21 protein-coding genes are annotated in these 23,464 nt (G+C 66.9%); 14 read left to right on the top strand and 7 right to left on the bottom strand.

Features of this window, described 5'->3' with window-relative positions; translation table 11 throughout:
* Positions 1–2: 2 nt before the first annotated feature.
* Positions 3–209 carry a hypothetical protein gene (locus tag KQ910_RS04935; protein ID WP_216957361.1) on the top strand — a complete coding sequence of 69 codons (207 nt, stop codon included), beginning with the start codon at positions 3–5 and terminating at the stop codon, positions 207–209.
* 90 nt (positions 210–299) lie between these two features.
* Here the strand turns inward: KQ910_RS04935 and KQ910_RS04930 are convergent, their stop codons facing one another.
* The 3 genes from KQ910_RS04930 to KQ910_RS04920 form a co-directional block, all read right to left on the bottom strand.
* The gene (locus KQ910_RS04930) at positions 300–1,301 is read right to left on the bottom strand and encodes a fatty acid desaturase (protein WP_216963592.1); all 1,002 of its coding nucleotides are present in this window, start codon (positions 1,299–1,301) and stop codon (positions 300–302) included.
* 155 nt (positions 1,302–1,456) lie between these two features.
* Positions 1,457–2,275 carry an NYN domain-containing protein gene (locus KQ910_RS04925; RefSeq protein WP_216957360.1) on the bottom strand — a complete coding sequence of 273 codons (819 nt, stop codon included), beginning with the start codon at positions 2,273–2,275 and terminating at the stop codon, positions 1,457–1,459.
* A gap of 17 nt (positions 2,276–2,292) precedes the next feature.
* Positions 2,293–2,955, bottom strand: coding sequence for an aspartate/glutamate racemase family protein (locus KQ910_RS04920; RefSeq protein ID WP_216957359.1), 663 nt, complete (start codon positions 2,953–2,955; stop codon positions 2,293–2,295).
* Positions 2,956–3,077: 122 nt separating this feature from the next.
* Between KQ910_RS04920 and KQ910_RS04915 the strand changes: the two genes are divergently transcribed.
* Positions 3,078–3,590, top strand: a complete 513-nt coding sequence (locus tag KQ910_RS04915) for a P-loop NTPase family protein (protein WP_216957358.1) — start codon at positions 3,078–3,080, stop codon at positions 3,588–3,590.
* Here the strand turns inward: KQ910_RS04915 and KQ910_RS04910 are convergent.
* The 4 genes from KQ910_RS04910 to KQ910_RS04895 form a co-directional block, all read right to left on the bottom strand.
* Positions 3,574–4,779 carry a CaiB/BaiF CoA transferase family protein gene (locus KQ910_RS04910; RefSeq protein ID WP_216957357.1) on the bottom strand — a complete coding sequence of 402 codons (1,206 nt, stop codon included), beginning with the start codon at positions 4,777–4,779 and terminating at the stop codon, positions 3,574–3,576. The genes KQ910_RS04915 and KQ910_RS04910 overlap by 17 nt on opposite strands.
* A gap of 254 nt (positions 4,780–5,033) precedes the next feature.
* A complete protein-coding gene (locus KQ910_RS04905; RefSeq protein ID WP_216957356.1) occupies positions 5,034–5,720 on the bottom strand; it encodes a DUF2848 domain-containing protein in 687 nt (228 codons plus the stop codon).
* A 2-nt stretch (positions 5,721–5,722) separates the two neighbouring features.
* Positions 5,723–6,523 (bottom strand): putative hydro-lyase, encoded by an 801-nt coding sequence (locus KQ910_RS04900; RefSeq protein ID WP_216957355.1) that lies wholly within the window; start codon positions 6,521–6,523, stop codon positions 5,723–5,725.
* Between the two features lie 153 nt (positions 6,524–6,676).
* Positions 6,677–7,432, bottom strand: a complete 756-nt coding sequence (locus tag KQ910_RS04895) for an SDR family NAD(P)-dependent oxidoreductase (RefSeq protein WP_439653316.1) — start codon at positions 7,430–7,432, stop codon at positions 6,677–6,679.
* A 234-nt stretch (positions 7,433–7,666) separates the two neighbouring features.
* On the opposite strand from KQ910_RS04895, the gene KQ910_RS04890 reads away from it, so the two are divergent.
* The 12 genes from KQ910_RS04890 to KQ910_RS04835 all read left to right on the top strand — a co-directional run bounded on the left by KQ910_RS04890 (position 7,667) and on the right by KQ910_RS04835 (position 23,460).
* Positions 7,667–7,837 (top strand): hypothetical protein, encoded by a 171-nt coding sequence (locus tag KQ910_RS04890; RefSeq protein ID WP_216957353.1) that lies wholly within the window; start codon positions 7,667–7,669, stop codon positions 7,835–7,837.
* 67 nt (positions 7,838–7,904) lie between these two features.
* Complete coding sequence (locus tag KQ910_RS04885) at positions 7,905–9,809, top strand: protein kinase domain-containing protein (protein WP_216957352.1); 1,905 nt, start codon at positions 7,905–7,907, stop codon at positions 9,807–9,809.
* A gap of 65 nt (positions 9,810–9,874) precedes the next feature.
* Positions 9,875–10,462, top strand: a complete 588-nt coding sequence (locus tag KQ910_RS27140; protein ID WP_216957351.1) for an ANTAR domain-containing response regulator — start codon at positions 9,875–9,877, stop codon at positions 10,460–10,462.
* 304 nt (positions 10,463–10,766) lie between these two features.
* Positions 10,767–11,990, top strand: coding sequence for a CmpA/NrtA family ABC transporter substrate-binding protein (locus KQ910_RS04875; protein WP_216957350.1), 1,224 nt, complete (start codon positions 10,767–10,769; stop codon positions 11,988–11,990).
* Positions 11,980–13,293, top strand: coding sequence for a CmpA/NrtA family ABC transporter substrate-binding protein (locus KQ910_RS04870; protein WP_216957349.1), 1,314 nt, complete (start codon positions 11,980–11,982; stop codon positions 13,291–13,293). Before KQ910_RS04875 ends, KQ910_RS04870 begins: the two co-directional genes overlap by 11 nt.
* Entirely contained in the window at positions 13,293–14,195 is a 903-nt protein-coding gene (gene ntrB, locus KQ910_RS04865; RefSeq protein WP_216957348.1) for a nitrate ABC transporter permease, read from the top strand. Before KQ910_RS04870 ends, ntrB begins: the two co-directional genes overlap by 1 nt.
* A gap of 12 nt (positions 14,196–14,207) precedes the next feature.
* On the top strand, positions 14,208–15,014 hold the full coding sequence (locus KQ910_RS04860; RefSeq protein WP_216957347.1) for an ABC transporter ATP-binding protein: 807 nt from the start codon (positions 14,208–14,210) through the stop codon (positions 15,012–15,014).
* Positions 15,015–15,146: 132 nt separating this feature from the next.
* On the top strand, positions 15,147–16,934 hold the full coding sequence (locus KQ910_RS04855) for a NirA family protein (RefSeq protein WP_216957346.1): 1,788 nt from the start codon (positions 15,147–15,149) through the stop codon (positions 16,932–16,934).
* Positions 16,931–18,502, top strand: a complete 1,572-nt coding sequence (locus KQ910_RS04850) for a sulfite reductase subunit alpha (protein ID WP_216957345.1) — start codon at positions 16,931–16,933, stop codon at positions 18,500–18,502. Before KQ910_RS04855 ends, KQ910_RS04850 begins: the two co-directional genes overlap by 4 nt.
* A 156-nt stretch (positions 18,503–18,658) precedes the next feature.
* Positions 18,659–21,265 carry a nitrate reductase gene (locus tag KQ910_RS04845; RefSeq protein ID WP_216957344.1) on the top strand — a complete coding sequence of 869 codons (2,607 nt, stop codon included), beginning with the start codon at positions 18,659–18,661 and terminating at the stop codon, positions 21,263–21,265.
* The gene (gene cysG, locus KQ910_RS04840) at positions 21,262–22,671 is read left to right on the top strand and encodes a siroheme synthase CysG (RefSeq protein WP_216957343.1); all 1,410 of its coding nucleotides are present in this window, start codon (positions 21,262–21,264) and stop codon (positions 22,669–22,671) included. The genes KQ910_RS04845 and cysG overlap by 4 nt, the downstream gene beginning before the upstream one ends.
* A 42-nt stretch (positions 22,672–22,713) precedes the next feature.
* A complete protein-coding gene (locus tag KQ910_RS04835; RefSeq protein ID WP_216957342.1) occupies positions 22,714–23,460 on the top strand; it encodes a peptidoglycan L,D-endopeptidase MepK in 747 nt (248 codons plus the stop codon).
* Positions 23,461–23,464: the final 4 nt, after the last annotated feature.

Below are 23,464 nucleotides of genomic sequence, written 5' to 3'. Positions count from 1 at the left end.
CGATGGCGACAAAGTACGGTGTCGAGAACATCTACTTCATCGATCGCGATCACACGGTCTTCAACACCAACCTCGCGACCGACAGGGGGCTCGTCTTCCCCAAGGGGTCCTTCACCGAGTTCCTCGACTCGGTGTTCGACAAGGGCAAGGTGATGAGCGATGGCGTCGACCTGTCGTCGGTCACCGGTACGCTCAGGACCTACACTTAATTACGGTCCACCCGGTAAGGACTACATCATCGAGGCCTCAACCGACGTCCGCACGACCCCGCGGCGGCGAACCTGTTGAAGAGCCGCGCGTCAGCGGGCTGACGCGCGAGCCTCGCGGAACGACACGAGGCGACGCTGGGTCTCGTCCCACAGGACGAGGCGTACGCAGCGGAAGCTCTGGATCAGGGTCAGCCGCCCGACGTCCCGCAGTTCGGGGTAGTCGCGCAACACATTTGGCAGCCGGTAGTAGGGGATGCGGCTGCTGAGATGATGAACGTGGTGAATGCCGATGTTGGCGGTGAACCAGCGCAGGAAGGCAGGCAGGTCGTAGTGCGAGCTGCCGTGCAGCGCCGCCTCATGCAGGTTCCAGTCCGGATCGCTGTCCCATTTCGTGTGCTCGAACTGGTGCTGGACGAAGAACAGCCAGACGCCGACGGAGGCGGAGAGCAGCAGGACCGGCAGGTGGATCAGCAGGAAGGCCTTTATGCCGACCAGCCAGATCAGGAGGCCGGCGACCAGCACGATCGCCAGGTTGTTCGCCATGGTGCTGACCCAGGGCCGCCACCCGTCGCGCATCAGGCCGATCGGCAGGCGATGCTGCACGATGAACAGATAGGCGGGCCCGAGACCGAACATGATCAGCGGATGGCGATAAAGGCGATAGCGCAACCGGCCCCAGAACGAGCGCGCGCGATACTCCTCGACCGTCAGCGTGTCGACATCGCCGAAACCGCGCTTGTCGAGATTGCCGGTGCTGGCGTGATGAGTCGCATGCATGCGCCGCCAGACCTCGTAGGGGGTCAGCGTCAGGACGCTGGCGATGCGGCCGATCCAGTCGTTGGCCGAGCGTTTGCTGAAGAACGCGCCGTGCCCGCAATCGTGCTGGATCGCGAACAGCCGCACCATGAAGGCGCCGGCGGCGATGGCCAGCGGCAGGGCCAGCCAGTAGCCGATGTCGAGCGTCGCCCAGGCCAGCGCCCACAGGGCGACGAGCGGCACGACCGTCACGGCGATTTCGAAGATGCTGCGGCTGTTGCTGGGCTGGCGATAGCGGGCCAGGACCTGGGTCCAGGCGCGAGCGGCTTTCGCCATCTGCGCGCGCGGCCCGGCGGCTTCCGGAAGGGTGCTCAAACGAGTGGATTTCCTTGAGAGAGGGTGCGGGCGTCGGCTAACCGCCCTTCGGCCTTAGGTGCCGTCGCTGGCAAAAGCAACGAGCGAAATGGCCCAGCGATGCGAATCTTCGGAGATTACTCCGATTGTGACCGAGGGGTGGCGACAGTGGTGCCTCTGCGACGTCCGCGGCCTCGTCCCGTGCTCCGTCCGGTACCTTCCTTGGGCGCCTGAACCGGCTTGGCGCGAATGCGCACGGTCCGTCCGTCGGGCTGCTCCATGTCGAAGGCGCCGGTCTTGCGGATCAGGTCGCTGAGCTTGCGGAAGCCGTAGGTGCGCGGGTCGAAATCGGAGGCGATATTGGCGAGCCGCTGGCCGACCGCGCCGAGACTGACCCAACCATCCTCCGTCTCCATCTGCGCAATCGCCTTCGTCAGGAACGGAATAGCGGCACTGGTCGATTGCAGGGAGTTTGGCGCCCTTCCTTCCTCGGGTGTCGTTACTGCGGCCTCGGGCAGGAGGTTCTCGGTATAGATGAAGCGGCGGCACGCCTGGCGGAAGCTTTCGGGTGTCTTCTGCGCGCCGAAGCCATAGACGTCGGCGCCCTCCTCGCGCAGGCGGGAGGCCAAGCGGGTGAAGTCGCTGTCGGAAGAGACGAGGCAGAAGCCGTCGAAGCGGCGGCTGTGCAGCAGGTCCATCGCGTCGATCACGAGGGCGATGTCAGACGCGTTCTTGCCCGACGTGTAGGCGAACTGCTGGTAGGGATCGATCGCGTATTTCTGGAGGATCTCGGCCCACGACCTGAGGCGCGTGCTCGAGAAGTCGCCGTAGATGCGCCGCACGCTCGCTTCGCCGAACTTGGCGATCTCCTCGAAGAGTCCCGCGGCGATGCGCGGCGAGGTGTTGTCGGCATCGATCAGCACGGCAAAGCGGCGTAGGCGATTGTCGTCGGGCATCTGAATGCTCCCGGCCCTCAGGCGGCCGATTTGGCGTAGATCGCGTCGACATGAATGTCGGCGCAATCGATCACGGGGAAGCCGGGCTCGTGGCCGGCGAAAGCCAGGAACAGGTCGGTGCCGCCCAGCATGATGGCCTCGGCGCCGCGCGAACAAAGCTCGCGGCCGGCGTCGAAGAAGACACGCCGCTGCGCTTCGGTGACATGGCCGACGGTGGCCATCGCAACGTAGTTGTCATGAACCAGGTCGAGCGCTTCGGTCGGCACGACCTCGACCGACGGAATGCCGCCGTAGAGCTTCGTCTCCATCACGGTGCGCGTGCCCAGGATGCCAATCTTCCTGAACTTCCCCTTGGCCAGCGATGCGTCGACCGCGGGGATGGCGTTGAGGATGGGAAGCGGCGAGATCGCCATCAGCTCGTTCACGCAGAAATGGCCGCCCATGGAGGTGATGGCGGCGGCCTGCGCGCCAGCGGCCTTCATGCGACCGACGAGTCCGGCGAAAATCTCCGCCTGTTTGCTGGGATTCTTGGCCACGAGATTACGGCTCATCTCGCGCACGTCGGCATGCGCCATGGTGAGGTCGAGCCGAGTGCCGGCCGCGACGTGCCGTTCGATCAGGCCTCGATAGTAGAAGTCGGTGGCGGCCGGTCCGATGCCGGCGATAAGTCCGATATGCATGGGCGACTGTCTCCGATCCGCCGCCGCGCGGCAACAGCCCCGACGTTGGCAGGGTGTGGCGAAAAGCGTCCCTGCTAGACGGTGGTCGCGACCGCTAGACTTCGACCATGCAGAGGGTGGTCGTGTTCGGAACGACAGGATCGGGCAAGAGTTGGCTGGCCGAACGGCTCGCCGACCGCACCGGCCTGCGCGTGGTCGAGCTCGACGCCCTGTTCTGGGGGCGCGACTGGCAGCCGGCGCCGGCCGAGCTGTTCCGCCATCGCGTCGAGTGCGAGACCTGCGAGGACGGCTGGATCGTCGTCGGCAACTATGGCCAGGTGCGCGACCTGGTGTGGCGTCCGGCCGACACGCTGGTCTGGCTCGATCTGCCACTGCCTGTCGTCATGGGGCGCCTGCTGCGGCGGACGGTGAAGCGCGCCGTGACCCGCGAGGAACTGTGGGGCACCGGCAATCGCGAGACGCTCGGCAACGCCTTTCTCAGCCGCAACTCGATCCTGCTCTATGCGCTGAAGACGCATCACCGAAATCGCGAGCGCTTCGCGCAGGAATGCGAAGCGCTCGCCGCGGAGAAACGCGTCGTGCGGCTGCGCAGCCGTCGCGACGTCGAGCGCTTCGCGCTCAGTCCGCTGCCTTGACCGCGGGCAACGGCGCCCGCACGCCACCGCGCGCGAACATCGCGTCGATGTCGGACGCGGCGTAGCCCAGCTCGCTCAGGATGTCCGGCCCGTCCTCGCCGATATGCGGGGCGTGCTGCTGCGGCGCGTGTTCCGACGCGGGCGGCAGGCCCGCGATGTTGGCGACCGGCATGCGGCCGAATCCGTCCTGCTCGATCCAGTCGATCGCGCCCGATTCCTTGACGTGCGGATGGTCGAGATAGTCGGAGTAGTTGTTCACCCGCTCGCAGAACACGTCCTTGGGCTGCAGGATCGCGATCCACTCCTCGGTCGTCTTGGTCGGCATCGTCTCGTTCAGCGCCTTGATGATCTTCGGCGCATTCTTGATTCGGTTCTCGTGGCTCTGCAGGTCGGGGTCGTCGGCGATGTCCTGGCGGCCGATCAGCTCGAACAGCAGCCGGAAATGGTGCGGCCGCATGGCGCTCACCATGATGTAGCCGTTCGACGTCTTGTAGCTGCCGGCCGGCATGTAGAGCACCGGCGGTGCGCCCTTGGAGAACACCCATTCCATCAGCTTGGCGCCCTGGAAGGCGGCTGCGGCGCGCATCAGGCTCGAATCGATGAAGCAACCTTCGTTGTAGCGGAACTGGCGCATCAGCGCGGTCGACAGCGCCTGGAAGGTGTAGAGGCCGGTCGTCACGTCGACGGCGATCATGCCCTGACGCCACGGCGTGCCATCGGGCATCTTGTTCATCACCATCATGCCGCTGAACGCCTGAATCAGCCCGTCCACGGTCGGACGCTTGCTGTAGGGGCCGGTCTGGCCGAAGCCCGACACCGAGCAATACACGACGCTCGGATTGATCTTCTTGATGTCGTCGTAGCCGAAGCCGAGCCGCGAGATCACGCCGGGGCGGAAGCTTTCCATCACCACATGCGCCTTGGCGGCGATCTTCCTGGCAACGGCGATGCCGTCGGCCGACTTGAGGTCCAGCGCGATCGAGCGCTTGCCGCGGTTGAAGGCGACGGAATGGGCGCAGTGATCGCCCTTCAGTTCGCCCAGCGCGCGGCCCCAGTCGCCTTCGGGCGGCTCGACCTTGATGACGTCGGCGCCGTGCAGCGCGAGCAGCATGGAGGCGTGCGGCCCCGCAATGCCCTGCGTGAAGTCGAGAACGGTAATGCCGTCGTAGGCGCCCTTGATCGTGGTCACTTGTTCCTCCCGAAGGAGCTGAACGTACGTTTACCGGCGCCTTTCACGCAAGGCCGGACCTGCATCAAAGCCATGCGTCGTATTTGTATCCCTCCCGCGTCCGCGGGAGGACGGTCGCATATGAGCAAGGATCCCTCACTATGTTCGGGATGACACGACTGCTTGGGTTTGCGCAGTGCGTCGATACAAAAAGCGGTGTCATCCCGAACATAGTGAGGGATCCTTCGCCTTCCTTAAAAAGCGCAAAGCCTGCCTCAGGCGATGACCGGCAGGGTCTCGATGTCGTAGGCGTGGGTGATCTTGCGGCCGAGCACCGGGTCGTCGAGCTCCATCTCGAAGCGCGAGGAGGGCCGGATGGCGCCGATTGCCGGCATGGTGCCGCAGAACATCACGCTGCCCATGGGCAGGCGCTTGTTGTCCTTCCATCCGAAGATCAGCTCGCGAGGGTCGCGAATCCGGGCCAGCGGACCTTCCTGATACAGAATTTTCCTGCCGCCTTCCTGCACGAAGCTGCGCAGGATCAGCTGGTCCCAGTGCGGCTCGACCTCCTCGAAACGCCAGGCGGTGCGGCCGATCGGCTTGGCGCACATCTGCTTCGAAACGGCGATGCCGTAGCTCTCGACCTTGCGATCGGTATGGTCGGCCCCGACCGTGACCCAGAGACGGTCGGCGGCGCCGACCAGGACGGGCTCGACTTCGCCCGAACTGTCCTCGCCCAGTACCTGGATGCGATCGGCCTGCGTCAGCATCTGCGCGGAGGCACGATAGTAGATCGGCACCCGCGAAGGCGGCTGTACGCCGATCGCCTTCAGCTCCTCGATGTGATGGTTGAGCGCGGTCACGTCGCGCCCGGTCCAGCCGGCGATGACGAGATTGTCGATGTCGACGGAGACCTGCTCGACCGCGCCCTTGGCGTGGCCCTCGAATTCCAGGCGCGCCATCGTCAGAGGACGGCCAGGCGCGAGTTGAGCAGATCGGTGATCAGCATGTAGCCCGGCGCGTGAGTGATGCAGAACTCCGGCTTCACGGTCGCCACGACCGATTGCGGGGTGACGCCACAGGCCCAGAACACGGGATATTCGTCGTCGCGCACCGGCACCGCGTCGCCATAGTCGGGCTTGCCGATGTCCTTGATGCCGATCATCTCGGGCTTGCCGAGATGCACCGGCGCGCCGTGGACCGAGGGGAAGCGCGTCGTCACCTGCACGGCGCGGATCGCGTCGGCCGGCTTGAACGGACGCATCGAGACGACCATCGGCCCGTGGAAGGGACCGGCGGGCGCGCATTCGATGTTGGTGCGGAACATCGGCACGTTGCTGTTGCAGCTCTGGTGCCGCAGCTCGAGGCCGTTCTCGATCAGCGCTTCCTCGAAGGAGAAGGAGCAGCCCAGCACGAAGGAGACGAGGTCGTCGCGCCACACGCCCTTGAGGTCGGTCACTTCCTCGACCATCTCGCCGTTCTTCCAGATGCGATAGAGCGGGATGTCGGTACGGATATCGAGATCCTCGCCCAGCGTCGGCAGCCTCCAGTCTCCCGGCTCGGACTGTCCCAGCAGGGGGCAGGGCTTGGGGTTGAGCATGCAAAAGCGTGCGAAGTCGGCGGCGAGCGCCTTGGGCAGGATCGCGAGGTTGCCCTGGACATAGCCCGGCGCCATGCCGGAGGTCGGCAGGCGGGCGGCGCCTGCGCGGATGCGGCGGCGCGCGTCGCGGCCGGTCTCGCCCTTGAGGTTGGTCATCGTGTCCATGACGGTCTCCCTGTTACTTTTACTGCCTCCCCATTCGAATGGGGAGGTGGCGCGGTAATCCGCGACGGAGGGGGCAGGGGCAACCTGCTGCGGCTCATGACCCCTCCGTCGCCGTATGACGTCGACACCTCCCCATTTGAATGGGGAGGAATCTCAGACGTGCTGGCCGCCGTTGATCTGGATCTCGGCCCCGGAAACGTAACTCGATCCCTTCTCGCAAAGGAAGTGAATCACGTCGGCGACCTCGTCGGGCGTGCCGAGCCGTCGCATCGGAATCTGCTCCTCGACGATCTTCTCGGTGCCGGGCGACAGGATCGCCGTGTCGATCTCGCCTGGGGCGATCGCGTTGACGCGAATGCCGCGCGGCCCGAAATCGTGGCTCATCTCGCGGGTCAGCGCGGCGAGTGCTGCCTTGGACGTGGCATAGGCCGATCCTGCGAAGGGATGGACGCGGCTTCCAGCGATCGAGGTGACGTTGACGACGCAACCCTGCGCCGTCGACAACTCGGTGACCAGGCCGCGCGCCAGCGCGACGGGCGCGAAGAAATTGACGTTGAAGACCTGCCGCCACAGGTCGAACGGCGTGTCCATCGCGCCGAGCCGCTCGCCGCCCTTGCCCTTGGGCGAGATGGCGGCGTTGTTCACCAGCGCATCGAGCCGGCCGCCGGCCAGGCGCGAGCGGATCTGCTCGATGCCGCGGCCGATGTCGACGGGATCGGCGAGGTCTAGCTGGACATGGTTCTCGCCGCCGCTCGGCCAGGGGCACAGCGCACTGAAGGGCTGGCGAGAGATCGTGATCACCCGCCAGCCGTTGGCGCTGAACTTCTTCACGGTCGCATGGCCGATGCCTCGGCTTGCACCAGTCAGAACCAAGGTGCGGACATTGTCGCGAGGAAGGGCTGTATCCATGACGCTCATCCTACCCTGCCTGTGGACCGACTTCGCGTCCGATTCGCGCGACGGGCGATGCAAGGAGTTGTGGGTTCGCTTTTGTTCTTCACATCATCTATTAACCCATTGTGATTCCATGGGTTTGTTGGATTTTTAAGGCGAGTTGAGTTAAGCTTCCTTCAGGCTTGGCCCAATTTCAGGGTCGCTTGGCCGTAGTTATTTTGACGAAGCTTATTTTTGGAGTTGTCCGACATGGCGGACGAACGACGGGCCTCGATGCCCACACCCTATCTGCGCACGGGGCCTGCCACGATGCTCACGGGGATCGGCCTTTGCCTCCTCCTCATGATTATGCAGATGATGCCGGAAATTCGCGACGCCGGGCCGCAAGCTGTGATCACCGCCTCGAACACCAGCCGCTGAGCGGGCGTCCGGCCGCTTGTGCGGCTGAGCAAGAGCGCGCATCTAGGGGCCGAGGTTGCGCGTACCCATGACAGCAGAACACGATCAGGCCCTGCCGGTGGGCACGCAGCTCGGCGACTATCGCCTCGATGCGCTGATCGGCCATGGCGGCTTCGGCATCACCTATCGGGCCTTCGATACCCAGCTCGCCAAGTTCGTCGCCATCAAGGAATACATGCCGGTCGAGTTCGCGATGCGCCGGCCGGACGGCACGGTCGCACCGCGCAGCGCGCGCTACGGCGACGATTTCGCCTGGGGCCGCGAGCGCTTCCTCGACGAGGCGCGCGCCCTGGCGCGCTTCCGACACGTCCACATCGTGCCGGTGCTGCGCTACTTCGAAGCCAACGGCACGGCCTACACCGTCATGGAGTTCGAGGACGGCCACAGCGTCGCGCAGATCCTGCGCCAGCCCGGCCGGCGCCTGCAGCCGGAGGAGGTGCGCAGCCTCACGGAGGGCATGCTGAGCGGCCTCGGCGCCGTGCATGCCCAGGGCTTCCTGCACCGCGACATCAAGCCGTCGAACGTCATCGTGCGCCGCGACGGCGTGCCGATTCTGATCGACTTCGGCGCCGCGCGGCAGGCGATGGGTGGCCGCACGCGCACGCTCACCAGCATCCTGACGCCGCAATACGCGCCGATCGAGCAGTATGCGATGGACGGCAAGCAGGGTCCGTGGACCGACATCTATTCGACCGCCGCCGTCCTGCATCACGCCATCGCGGGCGCGCCCCCGCCCGAGGCGGTGAGCCGCGTCGGCAGCGATCCCTATCGTCCGCTCGCGGTGACCCATGCCGACCGTTTCGACGGTTCGATGCTCGCGGCGATCGACCGCGGACTCGCCTTCGCGCCCGAGCAGCGGCCGCAGACGATCTCCGAATGGCGCACCCTGTTCGGCGCCTCGCTGCCACGGGCCGAGGACGCGCCGACGCAGCGCATGCCCGGTCCCATCTCCGCATCGCCACGGCTCGGCGGGGTGAACCGTTCGGTAGAGGAGGCAGGCGATACGGCGACGCCGCCGGCACCGCCATCTTCCGGCAGGGCGCGTTCCCGCCGGCGGTGGCCGTACATACTTCTCGTGCTGGGGGCCGTCGCGCTCTGGAAGTACCAGCCGCAGATTCGCGAGCGTCTTCTCGGGACGCCTGCGGTCGAGACCCAGGCTGCGTTGCCCGCTGCCGTGCCGGTCCCGGCGCCGAAGGAAGCGCCGCCGGCGGCTTCCCCTCCCGCTCCTGCGCCCTCGACCCCGACACCGGTGCCGGCACCGGCCGCGTCCGAAACCCCCGCGCAGAAGGCACTCGTCGACCAGGCGCAGCGTGCCGCGGGCGAGGCCCGGGCTCTGGCCGAACGCGCGGACGAAGCGGCCCGGGCCGCCCGTGCCATGGCGGGCGAAGCGCGCATCGTGGCGGCGCGTGCCGGGCGGCCCGATCTCGAGAACGGCGAACGTCTCACCTATGGCGGCGGCTCGAGCTATGTCGGCCAGGTCGTCGACGGCCAGCGGCAAGGTCTCGGGGTTGCCGAACTGGGCAACGGCGAACGCCAGGCCGGCGACTGGAGTGCCGACCGCATGAACGGTCTCGGCACGGTCCGGCTTGCCGACGACACGCGCTATGCAGGTCAGTGGAAGGACGGCCAGTCGACCGGCCTCGGCATCCGCGAGAAACCGGGCGTCGAGCGGTCGGAGGGCAACTTCGTCGGCGGCCGGCTCGAAGGCTTCGGGCTGCAGCGCACGCTCGCCGAACCGAATGTCGTGCGGGCCGGAGAGTTCCATGCCGACCTTCTCGATGGGCCGGGAGTCGAACGCATCGGCGAACGCGAGCGCTACGAGGGCGGCTTCCGCAACGGCCAGCGCAACGGCTTCGGTCAGTACACCGACGCCGAGGGCAAGACGCGTCCGGGTCGCTGGGCCGATGGAAAGCTCGTCGAATCAGTGCCTTAGTCGCGTTCCAGGATTGATGGCACGGATGTTGCGCCCTGCGGGGTTCAAGAGAGCATCTGCCATCCGTGTCAAAGCCACTGTCCGTAGTGCTGATCGACGACAATCCCACCCGCGCCGAGATCGTGGAGTTGGGACTGCGCGATGCCGGCTATGTTCTCCTGGCGCGGCTCGACGGCACCCACGACCTCGCGACGCGCGTCAATGTCCTGCAACCCGACGTTATCGTGGTCAGCATCGACAGTCCCAGTCGTGACGCGATCGAGGACCTGCGGCGCACGACGGAACAGCAGCCGCGTCCCATCGCCCTGTTCGCCGATCGGTCCGATCCCGCGATCATCGCGGCAGGCATGGAGGCGGGCGTGTCCGCCTATGTCGTGAAGGGACTGACGCAGGACCGCGTGCAACCGGTCGTCGACGTCGCGGTCGCGCACTTCAATCGTTATCACGCGATGCGCGAGGAACTCGACCGCGCGCGCCTGTCGCTCGTGGAACGCAAGACCGTCGATCGCGCCAAGGGCTTCCTGATGGAGCAGAAGGGGATCGGCGAAGAGGCCGCCTACAAACTGCTGCGCAAGCTCGCCATGGATCAGAACAAGCGCATTGGCGAAGTGGCGCAGGACCTTCTCACCTATGCGAAGGCGCTGAAGTTCTAGGCAGGCGAGATGCCTGCCTCTTTGGCGGCCATGCTGCATTTGCGAGCACTCGATAACACGACCCCAAAGGGGTGATTTTCGAGGTCGTCGACACTTTCATCGATGGATCAGCCACTTGGCCGATCGCGGCGGCGCCTTCGGCGGTTGGCATGTTTCCTGCTGAACTACAGGCGAGGCGCCCAATGACGGGCGGCTCCTGAATTTCGGGCAGGCCAATGGCGGTCTGCCCTCCCGGACAATGACGTCCCACACGGTCGCTTCATCGCGGCCGCTTGGGGCGTCTTTTTTTTTGGAGTCGAGTCTGGTGGGACAAGTCGAGCGACCGAAGGTGAGGGTGGGGTTCATTCCCCTGATCGACTGCGCGCCCGTGCTGTTCGCGGAGGTGCTCGGCCTCTACGAGCGTCACGGTCTCGACGTCGAACTGCTCCGCGAAGTCTCCTGGTCCAACATCCGCGACAAGCTCGCGGTCGGCCTGCTCGACGCGGCCCACATGCTCTCGCCGATGCCGCTCGCGACCACGCTGGGCATCGACAGCGTCAACGTCCCGATGATCGCGGCGATGACGCTGCATCTGAACGGCAACTCGATCACGCTGTCGAACGCGCTGTGGCGGGAGATCGAGGACGCTGCGCCCGAGCATGTCGGCGACCATCGCCCGGCCGGCGCGCCGCTCGATGCCCGCGCCCTGGCCGCCGTCGTTGCTCGCCGCGCGTGCGAGGGCCGCCCGCCCATCACGCTGGCGTCGGTCTTCACCTACTCCTCGCACAATCACCTGCTGCGCCTGTGGCTCGCTTCGGGCGGCATCGATCCGGATCGCGACGTGCGCCTCACGGTCGTGCCGCCGCCTCACATGGTGGCGCATCTCTCGGGCGGCACGATCGACGGCTACTGCGTCGGCGAGCCGTGGAACCAGCAATCCGCGACCCTCGGCATCGGCCGCATCGCCGCGTCCAGCCGGCAGATCTGGGACTCGATGCCCGAGAAGGTGCTGGGTACGACCGAGGCCTGGGCGCAACGCAATCCCAAGACTCTCATCGCGCTCGTGAAGGCCATCATCGAGGCCTGCGCCTGGCTCGACGAACCGGCCAACCGGCCCGAGGCGGCGCGCATCCTGGCGATGCCCCGCTTCCTCAACGTGCCGGCGGATGTGATCGGCCGCTCGTTGAGTCTTCCGGACTTCCACATCTTCCATCGCCAGCTCGCCAACTTCCCGTGGCGCAGCCATGCCGACTGGTACCTGTCGCAGATGGTGCGGTGGGGCCAGGTCGAGTCGCGCCCCGACATGCGCGCCGTGGCCGATCGCGTGTTCCGCAGCGACATCTACCGCGCCGCCGCCAGCGAGCTTGGCCTGCCGTGCCCGCTGGGAGACCGCAAGGTCGAGGGTGCGCATTCCGATCCCTGGATCCTGCCGACCAACGGCGCACCGGTGGCGATGGGTCCCGACAGTTTCCTCGATGGGTCGGTGTTCGACCCCAACAACGAAACCTCAACGACCTTCAAACAGCAGGAGAGCAATCATGGCGACTAGGAACGGCCGCAAGGGCCTGGGACGGCGCGACCTTTTCAAGAGCGCCTCGGGCGTCGCGGCGACGGCCGCCCTGATGAGCGCCGTGCGTGCCTCCTTCCCGGGCGGCGCCTTCGCGCAGACGAGCGGACCGGAGACCAACAAGGTCACGCTGGGCTTCATCGCGCTCACCGATTCCTCGCCGCTGATCATCGCCAAGGAAAAGAAGCTGTTCGACAAGTACGGCATTACCGACGCCAACGTCGCCAAGCAGGCGTCCTGGGGCACGACGCGCGACAATACCGTGCTGGGTTCGTCTTCAGGCGGCGTCGACGGCGCCCATATCCTGACGCCCAAGCCCTACCAGATGTCGCTGGGGCTCACGACGCCGGAGAACAAGCCGGTGCCGATGTACATCCTGTCGCGCCTCAACACGAACGGCCAGGCGATCTCGGTCGCCAAGGACCTGATGAGCACCGGCGCCACCGTCAATGCGGCGCCGCTCAAGGAGGCCTTTGCCAAGATGAAGGCCGCCGGCAAGGATCCGAAGTGCGCGATGACCTTCCGCGGCGGCACCCACGACCTGTGGATCCGCTACTGGCTGGCCGCAGGCGGCATCGATCCCGACAAGGACGTCTCGACCATCGTCGTGCCGCCGCCCCAGATGGTGGCCAACATGAAGGTCGGCAGCATGGAGGCCTTCTGCGTCGGCGAACCGTGGAACGAGCAGCTCGTCAACCAGGGCATCGGCTACACCGCCTGCACCACAGGTGACCTCTGGAAGAACCATCCGGAGAAGAGCCTCGCCATGCGCGCCGAGTGGGTCGACAAGAATCCGAAGGCGGCGCTGGCCGTCCTGCAGGCGGTGCTCGAGGCGGCGCAGTGGTGCGACAAGCGCGAGAACGCCAAGGAACTGGCCGACATCGTCGGCAAGCGCCAGTGGTTCAACTGTCCCCCCTCCGACATCATCAACCGCATCGAAGGCAAGGTGAACTACGGCGACGGCCGCAAGATCGACAACCGCGACCTGTCGATGAAGTTCTGGCGCGACCACGCCTCCTATCCCTACCAGAGCCACGAGCTGTGGTTCCTCACCGAGAACCAGCGCTGGGGCATGATGGCCGCCGATCTCGACACCAAGGCGATCATCGGCAAGGTCAATCGCGAGGATCTGTGGCGCGAGGCCGCCAAGGCCATCGGCGTCGCCGCGGCCGACATGCCGGCCGGGACGTCGCGCGGCAAGGAGACGTTCTTCGACGGCAAGGTCTTCGACCCGGCCGACCCGAAGGCCTACCTCGCTGCACTCCAGATCAAGAAGGTGGCGTGATGCCTGCTGCTGCAAGGGCCGCCGCCTCGGTGGCCGTCGCCACGCCCGTTCCGGAGAGCTCGGCGGAAATCGTGACGTTCCGGCCGCCCGTGCGGCCGGCGCTGGAACGTACTCTGGAAATGGCGCGCCATGTCGCGAGCGTCGTGCTGCCACCGCTCATCGTGCTCTCGATCACGCTGTTCGTCTGGCAGCTCCTGTGCTCGGAGCCCGGCGCGAGGCTGCCGCCGCCGACCAAGGTGGTGTCGGATGCCTGGGACTTCATCGCCGATCCGTTCTACGACAATGGCGGCATAGACAAGGGCGCCTTCTGGCAGATCTCCAAGAGCCTCGGGCGCGTTGCGATCGGCTTCAGCTTCGCCGCCGTCGTCGGCATCGCGCTCGGCGTGCTGGTCGGCCAGAGCACCTGGGCAATGCGCGGCCTCGATCCGATCTTCCAGGTCCTGCGCACCGTGCCGCCGCTCGCCTGGCTGCCGCTGTCGCTGGCGGGCTTCCGCCATGCCGATCCATCGGCCCTGTTCGTGATCTTCATCACCTCGATCTGGCCGATCATCATCAACACGTCGGTGGGCGTGCGGAACATCCCGCAGGACTATCGAAACGTCGCGGCGGTGATCCGGCTCTCCTGGTGGGAGGTCTTCTACAAGATCACGCTGCCCGCCACCGTGCCCTACATCTTCACCGGCCTGCGCATCGGCGTCGGCCTGAGCTGGCTCGCCATCGTGGCGGCGGAGATGCTGATCGGCGGTGTCGGCATCGGCTTCTTCATCTGGGACGCGTGGAACAGCTCGCGCATCTCCGACATCATCGTGGCGCTCGTGTACATCGGCATCGTCGGCTTCCTGCTCGACAAGCTGATCGCCGTGGTCGGTCACTTCGTGTCGCATGGCGCCTCGGCGCAGTAGGAGCAACCGGCCATGACCACTCAACCCTATCTCAAGTTCGAACAGGTCGGCATGAGCTTCCGCCGCGGCCAGATGGCGACGGAAGTGCTGCGCGACGTGAACCTGCGCATCGAGCAGGGCGAGTTCGTCTCGCTGATCGGCCATTCGGGATGCGGCAAGTCGACCTTGCTCAACATCCTGGGCGGCCTGTTGAAGTCGACCAGCGGCGAGGTCTTCCTCGAAGGCAAGGTGGTCGACGACCCGGGCCCCGACCGCGCCATCGTGTTCCAGAACCATTCGCTGCTGCCGTGGCTGACCGTCTACGGCAACATCGCTATCGCGGTGGACAAGGTGTTCGGCAGCTCGAAGAGCAAGGCCGAGCGCCATGACTGGGTGATGCACAATCTCGAACTGGTGCAGATGGCCCAGGCCAAGGACAAGCGGCCGCACGAAGTGTCGGGCGGCATGAAGCAGAGGGTCGGCATCGCCCGCGCGCTCGCCATGCAGCCCAAAGTGCTGCTGATGGACGAGCCGTTCGGCGCGCTCGACGCGCTGACCCGCGCGCACCTGCAGGACAGCGTCATGGAAATCCATGCGCGTCTCGGCAACACGGTGATGATGATCACCCACGATGTCGACGAGGCGGTGCTGTTGTCCGACCGCGTGGTGATGATGACCAACGGTCCCGCTGCGACGATCGGCGAGATCCTGCCGATCGACCTTGCCCGGCCGCGCCGCCGTCTCGAACTCGCCACCGACCCCGAGTACGCGCGCTGCCGCGCCGCTGTGCTCGAATTCCTCTACGCGCGTCACAGGGTGCCGGCGCGTGTCGCGGCCTAGCAGCGTTCCTCCCCCGTCAGCGGGGGAGGTGTCGCCGTCATACGGCGACGGTAGGGTCATGCATCTTGAGTTGGCGATGACCCCTCCGTCGGCCTGTGAGGCCGACACCTCCCCATTTGAGTGGGGAGGTGCATGAAAGAAGAACTCGACGACGCCCAGAAGCAGTGGCTGCAGGGTTTCGTCAGCGGGATCGAAGCCCGCAAGGCGGCGGACAAGCTCGCCTCGCGCACGGCGGGATCGTCCTCCGAAGGCCAGCCGATCGGTCCCGACGCCCTGCAGCATGCCGCGCAGGACCGTATCGTGGCGTCGGGCGGCAAGCTGGTCGCCGAGGAGACCGCCAAGCGCGCACGCAATCCGCTCGATCGCTGGGACGAGGTGGTGGGCCGCGCCGAGGCGGGGCAGTTTCCCAAGGGCATCGACGTCTTCCTCACCAAGTATCACGGACTCTTCTTCGTCGCGCCGGCGGAGAATTCCTTCATGTGCCGGCTGCGCATGCCCAACGGCATCCTGAACGCCTGGCAGATGCGTGGTCTGGCCGAAGCCGCGGATGCCTTCGGCGGCGGCTATGCCGACGTGACGACGCGCGCCAACCTGCAGATCCGCGAGATCCCCGCGCGGCATGCCGTCGACCTGCTGCTCGCCGTGCAGGATCTCGGGCTGACGGCGCGCGGCTCGGGCGCCGACAATATCCGCAACATCACCGGCAGCGCGACGGCCGGCATCGACCCGCAGGAGCTCTACGATACGCGGCCGCTGTGCCGCGCCATGCATCACTACATCCTCAATCATCGCGAGATGTACGGCCTGCCGCGCAAGTTCAACATCGCCTTCGACGGCGGCGGGCGCGTGCCGGTGCTGGAGGACACCAACGACATCGGCTTCGTCGCGACCGAGGTGACGGGCGGCGCGGGCTTCGAGCCTGGCATCTATTTCCGCCTACAGCTGGGCGGCATCACGGGTCATCTCGATTTCGCGTTCGAGACCGGGATACTGCTGAAGCCGGAGGAATGCGTGGCGGTGGCAGGCGCCGTGGTGCGCGCCTTCGCGATCCACGGCGACCGCACCAACCGCCAGAAGGCGCGCCTGAAATACGTGATCGACCGCATGGGCCGCGAGGCCTTCGTGGCCGAGGTCGAGAAGGAACATGGCGGCAAGCTGCGGCGCGCGGCCGGTGCGCAGGTGGCGCCGCGCATGCTGGCCGACAAGCAAGGCCATATCGGCGTGCATCGCCAGAAGCAGGCCGGCCGCAACTATCTCGGCCTCGTCCTCCCGGTCGGCCGCATGACCTCGGAGCAGATGCGCGGCATCGCCGGGATCGCGGACCGCTTCGGCAGCGGCACGATCCGGCTCACGGTCTGGCAGAACCTGCTGATCTCCGACGTGGCCGACCGTGACGTCGGCGTCTGCATCGCAGCCATTGCCGCCCTCGGTCTCCGCGTCGAGGCGAGCGCGCTGCGGCGCGGCCTGGTGGCCTGCACCGGCAATGCCGGCTGCAAGTTCGCGGCCGCGAACACCAAGGGCCATGCGCTGAAGCTCGTGGACTATCTCGAGATGCGGCTGGCCATCGACACGCCGATCAACATCCATCTGACGGGCTGCCACCATTCCTGCGCCCAGCACTATGTCGGCGACATCGGCCTGATCGCCGCCAGGGTCGAGCGCGGCGAGGACAGTGTCGAGGGCTATCACGTCTTCATCGGTGGCGGTGCGGCCTCGACCGCGGAGCAGGCGATGGCGCGAGAGTACGCGACCTCGATCGCCTTCGACGATCTGCCGCCGCTCCTCGAGAGGTTGCTGGCGACGTACCTGGCGCACCGTCAGTCCGCCACCGAATCGCTCTTCGAATTCTGCCGTCGCCACGAGATCGCCGCCCTGCGCGATCTGGCCGAGCGCGCCCCGGTGCCGGCGCTCGCTGCATGAACGCCCTCGCGCCCATTCCGAAGATCGTTCCCGAGAACGCGCCCTTCTCGACGGAGCAGCGCGCCTGGCTGAACGGCTTCTTCGCCGCCTATCTCGGCGTCAACGGCGGCGGTCCGGAAAGCGCTCCCGCGGAAGGCGCCGAGCCGGAGGATTTCCCCTGGCACGATGCGGCGCTGTCGCTTGGCGAACGGCTTGAACTCGCAAAGGACAAAAAGCCCGAACGCCAGCTCATGGCTGCGATGGCCCAGCTTGATTGCGGCCAGTGCGGCTATCTCTGCCAGACCTATGCCGAAGCCGTGTGGTTCGGCGCCGAGGCCGACATGGGCCGCTGCGTGCCGGGCGGCAAGGAAACGCAGCGCAAGGTGAAGGAACTCGTCGCCGCGTTCGAGCCGCTGCGCAACGGTTCGACCGTCGTGGCGCCAGCGGTGAAGTCCACCAGCCAGGTCGGCTTCTCGCGTGACCGGCCGGCGCTTGCGACCCTGGTGGATGCCCATCCGCTGAACCGCAACGGATCGGAAAAGGACGTGCGGCACGTCGTGCTCGATCTCTCGGCGAGCGACGTCACTTACGAGGCCGGCGACAGCCTGGGCGTCTTCGCTCGCAAGAACCCGCAGCTCGTGCAGGCGGTGCTCGACCGGCTGGGCGCCACGGGCGAGGAGATGGTAGGCGTCGATCACGAGGCGCTGCCGCTTCGACAGGCCCTGCTGAGCAAGGTCGACATCGCCCGGCCGAGCGACGAGTGCATGCTGTTCCTGGCGAACCGGGCTTTCGACGGCGAGGAGGCGTTGAAGCTGCAGGCGCTGGCCGCGGGCGAGGGGCCGCCGGAGCTGGCCGAGGCCGACCTGCTCGATCTGCTGCACGCCTTCCCGTCGGTCTCGCCGTCGCTGCCCGGCTTGCTGAAGTCGCTCGACCGGCTGCAGCCCAGGCTCTACTCGATCGCCTCGTCGCCCAAGGCCCACCCGCGCGAGGTCCATCTGACCGTATCGGCGGTGCGTTGGGATACCAAGGACAGGACCCGGACCGGGATCGGCTCCTGCTATCTCGCCGACTTTGCCAAGCCGGGGGACGTCATCCCGGTGTTCGTGCAGAAGAGTCACGGCTTCGCGCCGCCGGCCGATGATACGATGCCGGCCATCATGGTCGGACCCGGCACGGGCATCGCGCCGTTCCGGGCCTTCCTCGAGGAGCGTGATGCACGGGATGCGAAAGGCAGGAACTGGCTGTTCTTCGGCGACCAGAAGCGCTCGACGGACTTTCTCTATGAGGACCAGATTGTCGACTGGCAGCGGCGCGGCGTGCTGTCCCGCCTCGATCTCGCTTTCTCGCGCGACCAGGCCGAGAAGGTTTATGTCCAGACGCGCATGCGCGAGAACGCGGCCGAACTCTGGGCGTGGTTCGAGCAGGGGGCTCACTTCTACGTCTGCGGCGACGCCAAGCGCATGGCCAGGGACGTCGAGACGACACTGCTCGACGTCGCGATGGGACCTGGTCGCAAGAGCGCCGCCGAAGCGAAGGCCTGGCTCGACGGCCTCGCCAAGGCCGGCCGGTATCAGCGCGATGTCTACTAGTGTTCTTCCGCTTCGCGTTGACCGACCCTACCTCATCGTGAAGAGCCGTGCGCAGCGCGGCGTCTCGAAGGATGGGCAACGCACGCGGTGCTCGTGCCCACCCTTCGAGACGCGCTCCTGCGGAGCGCTCCTCAGGGTGAGGTCGTTGTTGTCGTCATGACGGCCGGCGTCCATACGACCTGCCCCTATTGCGGCGTGGGATGCGGGATCGTCGCCACGCCTGACGGCAAGGGGGGAGCCGCCATCGCGGCTGATCACGACCATCCGGCCAACCAGGGGCGGCTGTGTTCGAAAGGCGCGGCGCTGGGCGAGACGCTGTCGCTCGGGGATCGCCTGCTGCATCCCGAGATCGACGGCCAGCGGGTCTCATGGGAGGTCGCGCTCGACACGGTGGCGGAGGGCTTCCGCAAGACGATCGAAGAGCATGGACCCGGTGCCGTCGCCTTCTATGTCTCTGGCCAGTTGCTGACCGAGGACTATTACGCCGCCAACAAGCTGATCAAAGGCTTCCTCGGCACCGCCAACATCGACACCAACTCGCGCCTCTGCATGGCGTCGTCCGTGGCGGGCCACAAGCGCGCCTTCGGCAGCGACACGGTGCCGGGACTCTATGAGGATTTCGAGCTGGCCGATCTCGTGGTGCTGGTCGGCAGCAATCTCGCCTGGTGCCATCCCGTGCTGTTCCAGCGGCTCGAGGCGGCCAAGCGCGCGCGGCCCTCGATGAAGGTGGTCGTCGTCGATCCGCGCCGCACCGAGACCTGCGACATCGCCGATCTCCACCTGGCGTTGAAGCCGGGCAGCGACGTGGCGCTGTTCAACGTCCTGCTGGCCGGTCTCGCGGAGCGCGGCGCGATCGACCGGCGCTTCGTCGAGCAGCACACGTCGGGCCTCGACGAGGCGCTCGCCGTCGCCCGGACCACCGATGCCACCGCCTGCGGTTTGCCATCGGCCGAGATCGCGACCTTCCTCGACTGGTTTGCCCGCACCGACAAGGTGGTGACGCTCTATTCCCAGGGCGTGAACCAGTCGAGCGCCGGTGTCGATAAGGTGAACGCGTTGATCAACTGCCACCTGCTGACCGGCCGCATCGGCCGGCCCGGCATGGGGCCCTTCTCGATCACCGGCCAGCCCAATGCGATGGGCGGCCGCGAGGTCGGCGCGCTGTCCAACACCCTGGCGGCCCACATGGATTTCGGTGCGGCGGACGTCGATCGCGTCGGGCGCTTCTGGCGCGCCGCGCGCATGGCGACCAAGCCCGGCCTCAAGGCGGTCGAGTTGTTCGAAGCCGTGCGCGCCGGCCGCATCAAGGCGGTGTGGATCATGGCGACCAATCCCGTCGACAGCCTTCCGGACGCCGACGCGGTTCGCGAGGCGTTGCGGGCTTGTGAACTCTCGATCGTCTCCGAGGCGATCCGTGCGACCGACACCGTCGACGCCTGCCGCATCCGCCTGCCGGCGCTTGCCTGGGCGGAGAAGGACGGCACGGTGACCAACTCGGAGCGAGGCATCTCGCGCCAGCGGCCGTTCCTGCCGCCGCCCGGCGAAGCGAGGCAGGACTGGTGGATCCTCTCGGAGGTCGCGCGGCGCCTCGGCCATGGCGAGGCCTTCGCGTGGCGCGGCGTTGCCGACATCTTTCGCGAGCATGCCGCGCTTTCCGGTTTCGAGAACGAGGGCAGGCGCGATTTTGACATCGGTGCCTGCGCCACGCTGGACGACGCGGCCTACGAAGCGCTGAAGCCCTTCGTGTGGGGCGGCGGGAGCGACAAGCGTTTCTTCGGCGACGGTGGCTTCTTCCATGCCGACCGCCGCGCGCGTTTCGTCGCGACGAAGGCACGCTTCCCCGTGAACGCACCGGACGGGGCGCGGCCACTGATCCTCAACACCGGCCGCGTGCGCGACCAGTGGCACACCATGACTCGCACCGGAAAGTCGGTGCGTCTTGCCGGCCATCGTCCCGAGCCCGCGATCGAACTGCATCCGCGTGACGCTGCGGCGCGTGGTCTGTCCGACGGCGACATCGCCGAAGTGACGAGTGCATGGGGCCGTGGCGTGCTGCGTGTGCATGTGACGGACTCCTTGCGGTGCGGAGAGGCGTTCGCGCCCATGCATTGGACCGCGCAGGTGAGTCGCGCGGGTCGCATCAACGCTGCAGTGAATCCCGCCGTCGATCCCATCTCGGGCCAACCCGAGCTGAAGCACACGCCTGTCGAGATTCGTCGTCTGGATATGCGCTGGCATGGCACGATTCTCGCTCGTCGCGCAGTCATGCTGCCGGAAATTTCCTACTGGGCGCGGATGCAGGGCGCCGGCTATCACGCCTACGTCTTTGCAGGCGAGCAGTCCTTCGCAGTTGCACAACGCGCGCTGGCCGCTTCGGTGCGCACGACCAATCCGGGCCCATGGCTCGTCGGCGAGAAAAATGTCACCGCCGTCATCGGTGACGGCAAGGTTGAGGCAATCATGTCTCTGGCGGAGACGCATGATGCCGGGGCGCGCGACCGCTTCGCGCCGTTCATGGCGCTGGAGCGCCTGACGGATGCCCAGCGCGACGAGCTGCTGCATGGCGGCACCGACATGCATCGCGGCGGCGAGATCTGCGCCTGCTTCGGCGTCTCCTGCGGCGCGGTCGAGGCGGCGATTGCCGACGGTGCGGCCTCGCTGGCCGCCGTCGGCGCCAAGACGCATGCGGGCACCAGTTGCGGTTCCTGCCGTCCCGAAATTCGCGCGCTGTTGCGCAAGGCCCGTCTCGCAAAGGCCGCATGATGCAGACCTTTCCCCTCTTTCTCTCCCTGCAGGGCCGCCGGGCGCTGGTCGTCGGCGGTGGCGACGCGGCCGCCCGCAAGGCCGAGTTGCTGCTCAAGGCCGGCGCCCAGGTCTCCCTCGTTGCCGGGACGGTGGGCGGCGAGATCGCCCAGCTCATTTCCGAGGGCCACATCTCCTGGGCCGGCCGCACCTTCCACGATGGCGAACTGGACGGGGTTTCCCTGGTCATCGTGGCGACCGAAGACGAAGCCGAGCAGGCGCGTGTCTCGACCTCGGCGCAGAAACGGTGCGTGCCCGTCAACGTCGTCGACCGGCCCGCGCTCTCCAGTTTCATCATGCCGGCGATCGTCGACCGGGCACCCGTGACCATCGCCATCTCGACAGCCGGCACGGCGCCCGCTCTCGCACGCCGCATCCGTGCCGAGATCGAACGCACTCTCCCGGCTGCGCTGGGCCGGCTGGCGCGCTTCGCTGACGTCTTCCGCGAGCAGGTGCGGCGAACGCTGGTGGTACCTCGCGCGCGGCGCCGCTTCTGGGATCGCGTCTTCGAGGGCCCGGTCGGCGAACTGGCCCTGGCCGGCGACGAAATCGGCGCGCGCCGCGAACTCATCCGCCTGCTCGACGGCGTGCGAAACGAGACGACGTCGACCGGCATGGTTCACCTGGTGGGGGCCGGTCCCGGCGATCCCGACCTGTTGACCCTGAAGGCGCACCGTCTGCTGCAGCGCGCCGATGTCGTGGTCTACGACCGGCTGGTTTCGGACGAGGTCCTGTCGATGGCGCGGCGCGACGCGGAGCGCGTCTATGTCGGCAAGCGCCGGGCGAACCATTGCGTGCCCCAACAGGAGATCAACGACCGGCTCGTGGCCCTGGCCCGCGCCGGCAAGAGCGTCGTGCGGCTCAAGGGTGGCGATCCCTTCGTGTTCGGTCGCGGCGGCGAGGAGGTGGAGGCACTCGTGAAGGCGGGCATCGCCGTCGAGGTTGTGCCCGGTGTGACGGCGGCCCTGGGCTGCGCCTCGAGCGCCGGCATCCCGCTCACCCATCGCGACCATGCGCAGGCCTGTGTGCTCGTCACCGGCCATCTTAAGGACGGTTCCGTCGACCTCGACTGGCAGATGCTGTCGCGGCCGCGCCAGACCGTCGTCATCTATATGGGGATGGGGGCGCTGCAGCAGATCGCCTCGCAGCTCATCGCCCACGGACTCCCCGCGTCGACCCCGGTGGCCCTCATCGAGCATGGCACCACTGAGCGGGAGCGGCGGGTCGTCGGCACCCTCGCCACCATCGAGGGGCAGGCCCAGCGGGCGCATCTGACGGGCCCGACTCTCTGCATGGTGGGTGAAGTGGTGGGGCTGGCGCTCAGCCGCGACCAGGAATTTAGCTTTGAGTCGAGAATGGGTCTCTGATAAGGGTGTCTGTGACAAAAATGCAACAACACCGGGGCAGGGATGCGTAGCTTTGTACTGAGCCTGGCGACACTGTTGGCATTTGCCGGCACCAGCTTCGCCCAGACCAATACCGGCGCCTCGAGCGCTCCAAAAGTGAAGACCGCCGCGACCGCCCAGACCACTACCACGAAGAAGCAGACGGCGGCACCGGCCAAGTCGGCAAACGTCCAGAAGGCCGCGGCTCAGCAGAAGAAAGCGCCGGCCGCCACCCCGCAGCAGCTCCGCGCCGGCCGCTATGCCGGTTTTGCGCCGGCCGCAGCAGCCTTGGCCGCGCCGCTGCCGGCTCCCGACCTCGACCTGTCGAGCCCGCGCAGTCTCAGCCTGATGAACTTCAACACCAAGGAAGAGGTGACGGTCACCTACTGGTCGAACGGCGCCTATCATCGCAGTGCGCTCGACCAGCTCAACCAGTTCCTGCGCGACAGCCGCGACAGCGGCGTGACCGAGATGGACCCGCTGCTGTTCGACGTGCTGTGGCACACCGCCCGTATCGCGGGCTACGGCGGCCAGATAGAGGTCCTGTCGGCCTTCCGCTCGCCCGAGAGCAATGCCTGGCTGGCCAGTGTCAGCCGCGGCGTCGCGCGCGACAGCCAGCACATGAACGGCAATGCGATGGACATCCGCTTCCCGGGCGTCCCGGTGTTCCGCATCCGCCAGGCGGCGCGCTCGCTCAACATGGGCGGCGTCGGCTTCTACCCGCGCTCCGGCTTCGTGCATCTCGACACGGGTCCCGTCCGCTACTGGTAAGGCC

The sequence above is a fragment of the Reyranella humidisoli genome (assembly GCF_019039055.1).
Taxonomy (GTDB): Bacteria; Pseudomonadota; Alphaproteobacteria; order Reyranellales; family Reyranellaceae; genus Reyranella; species Reyranella humidisoli.
The sequence above is the reverse complement of the archived record's forward strand: the minus strand, read 5'-3'. Positions and strand labels throughout refer to the sequence as shown.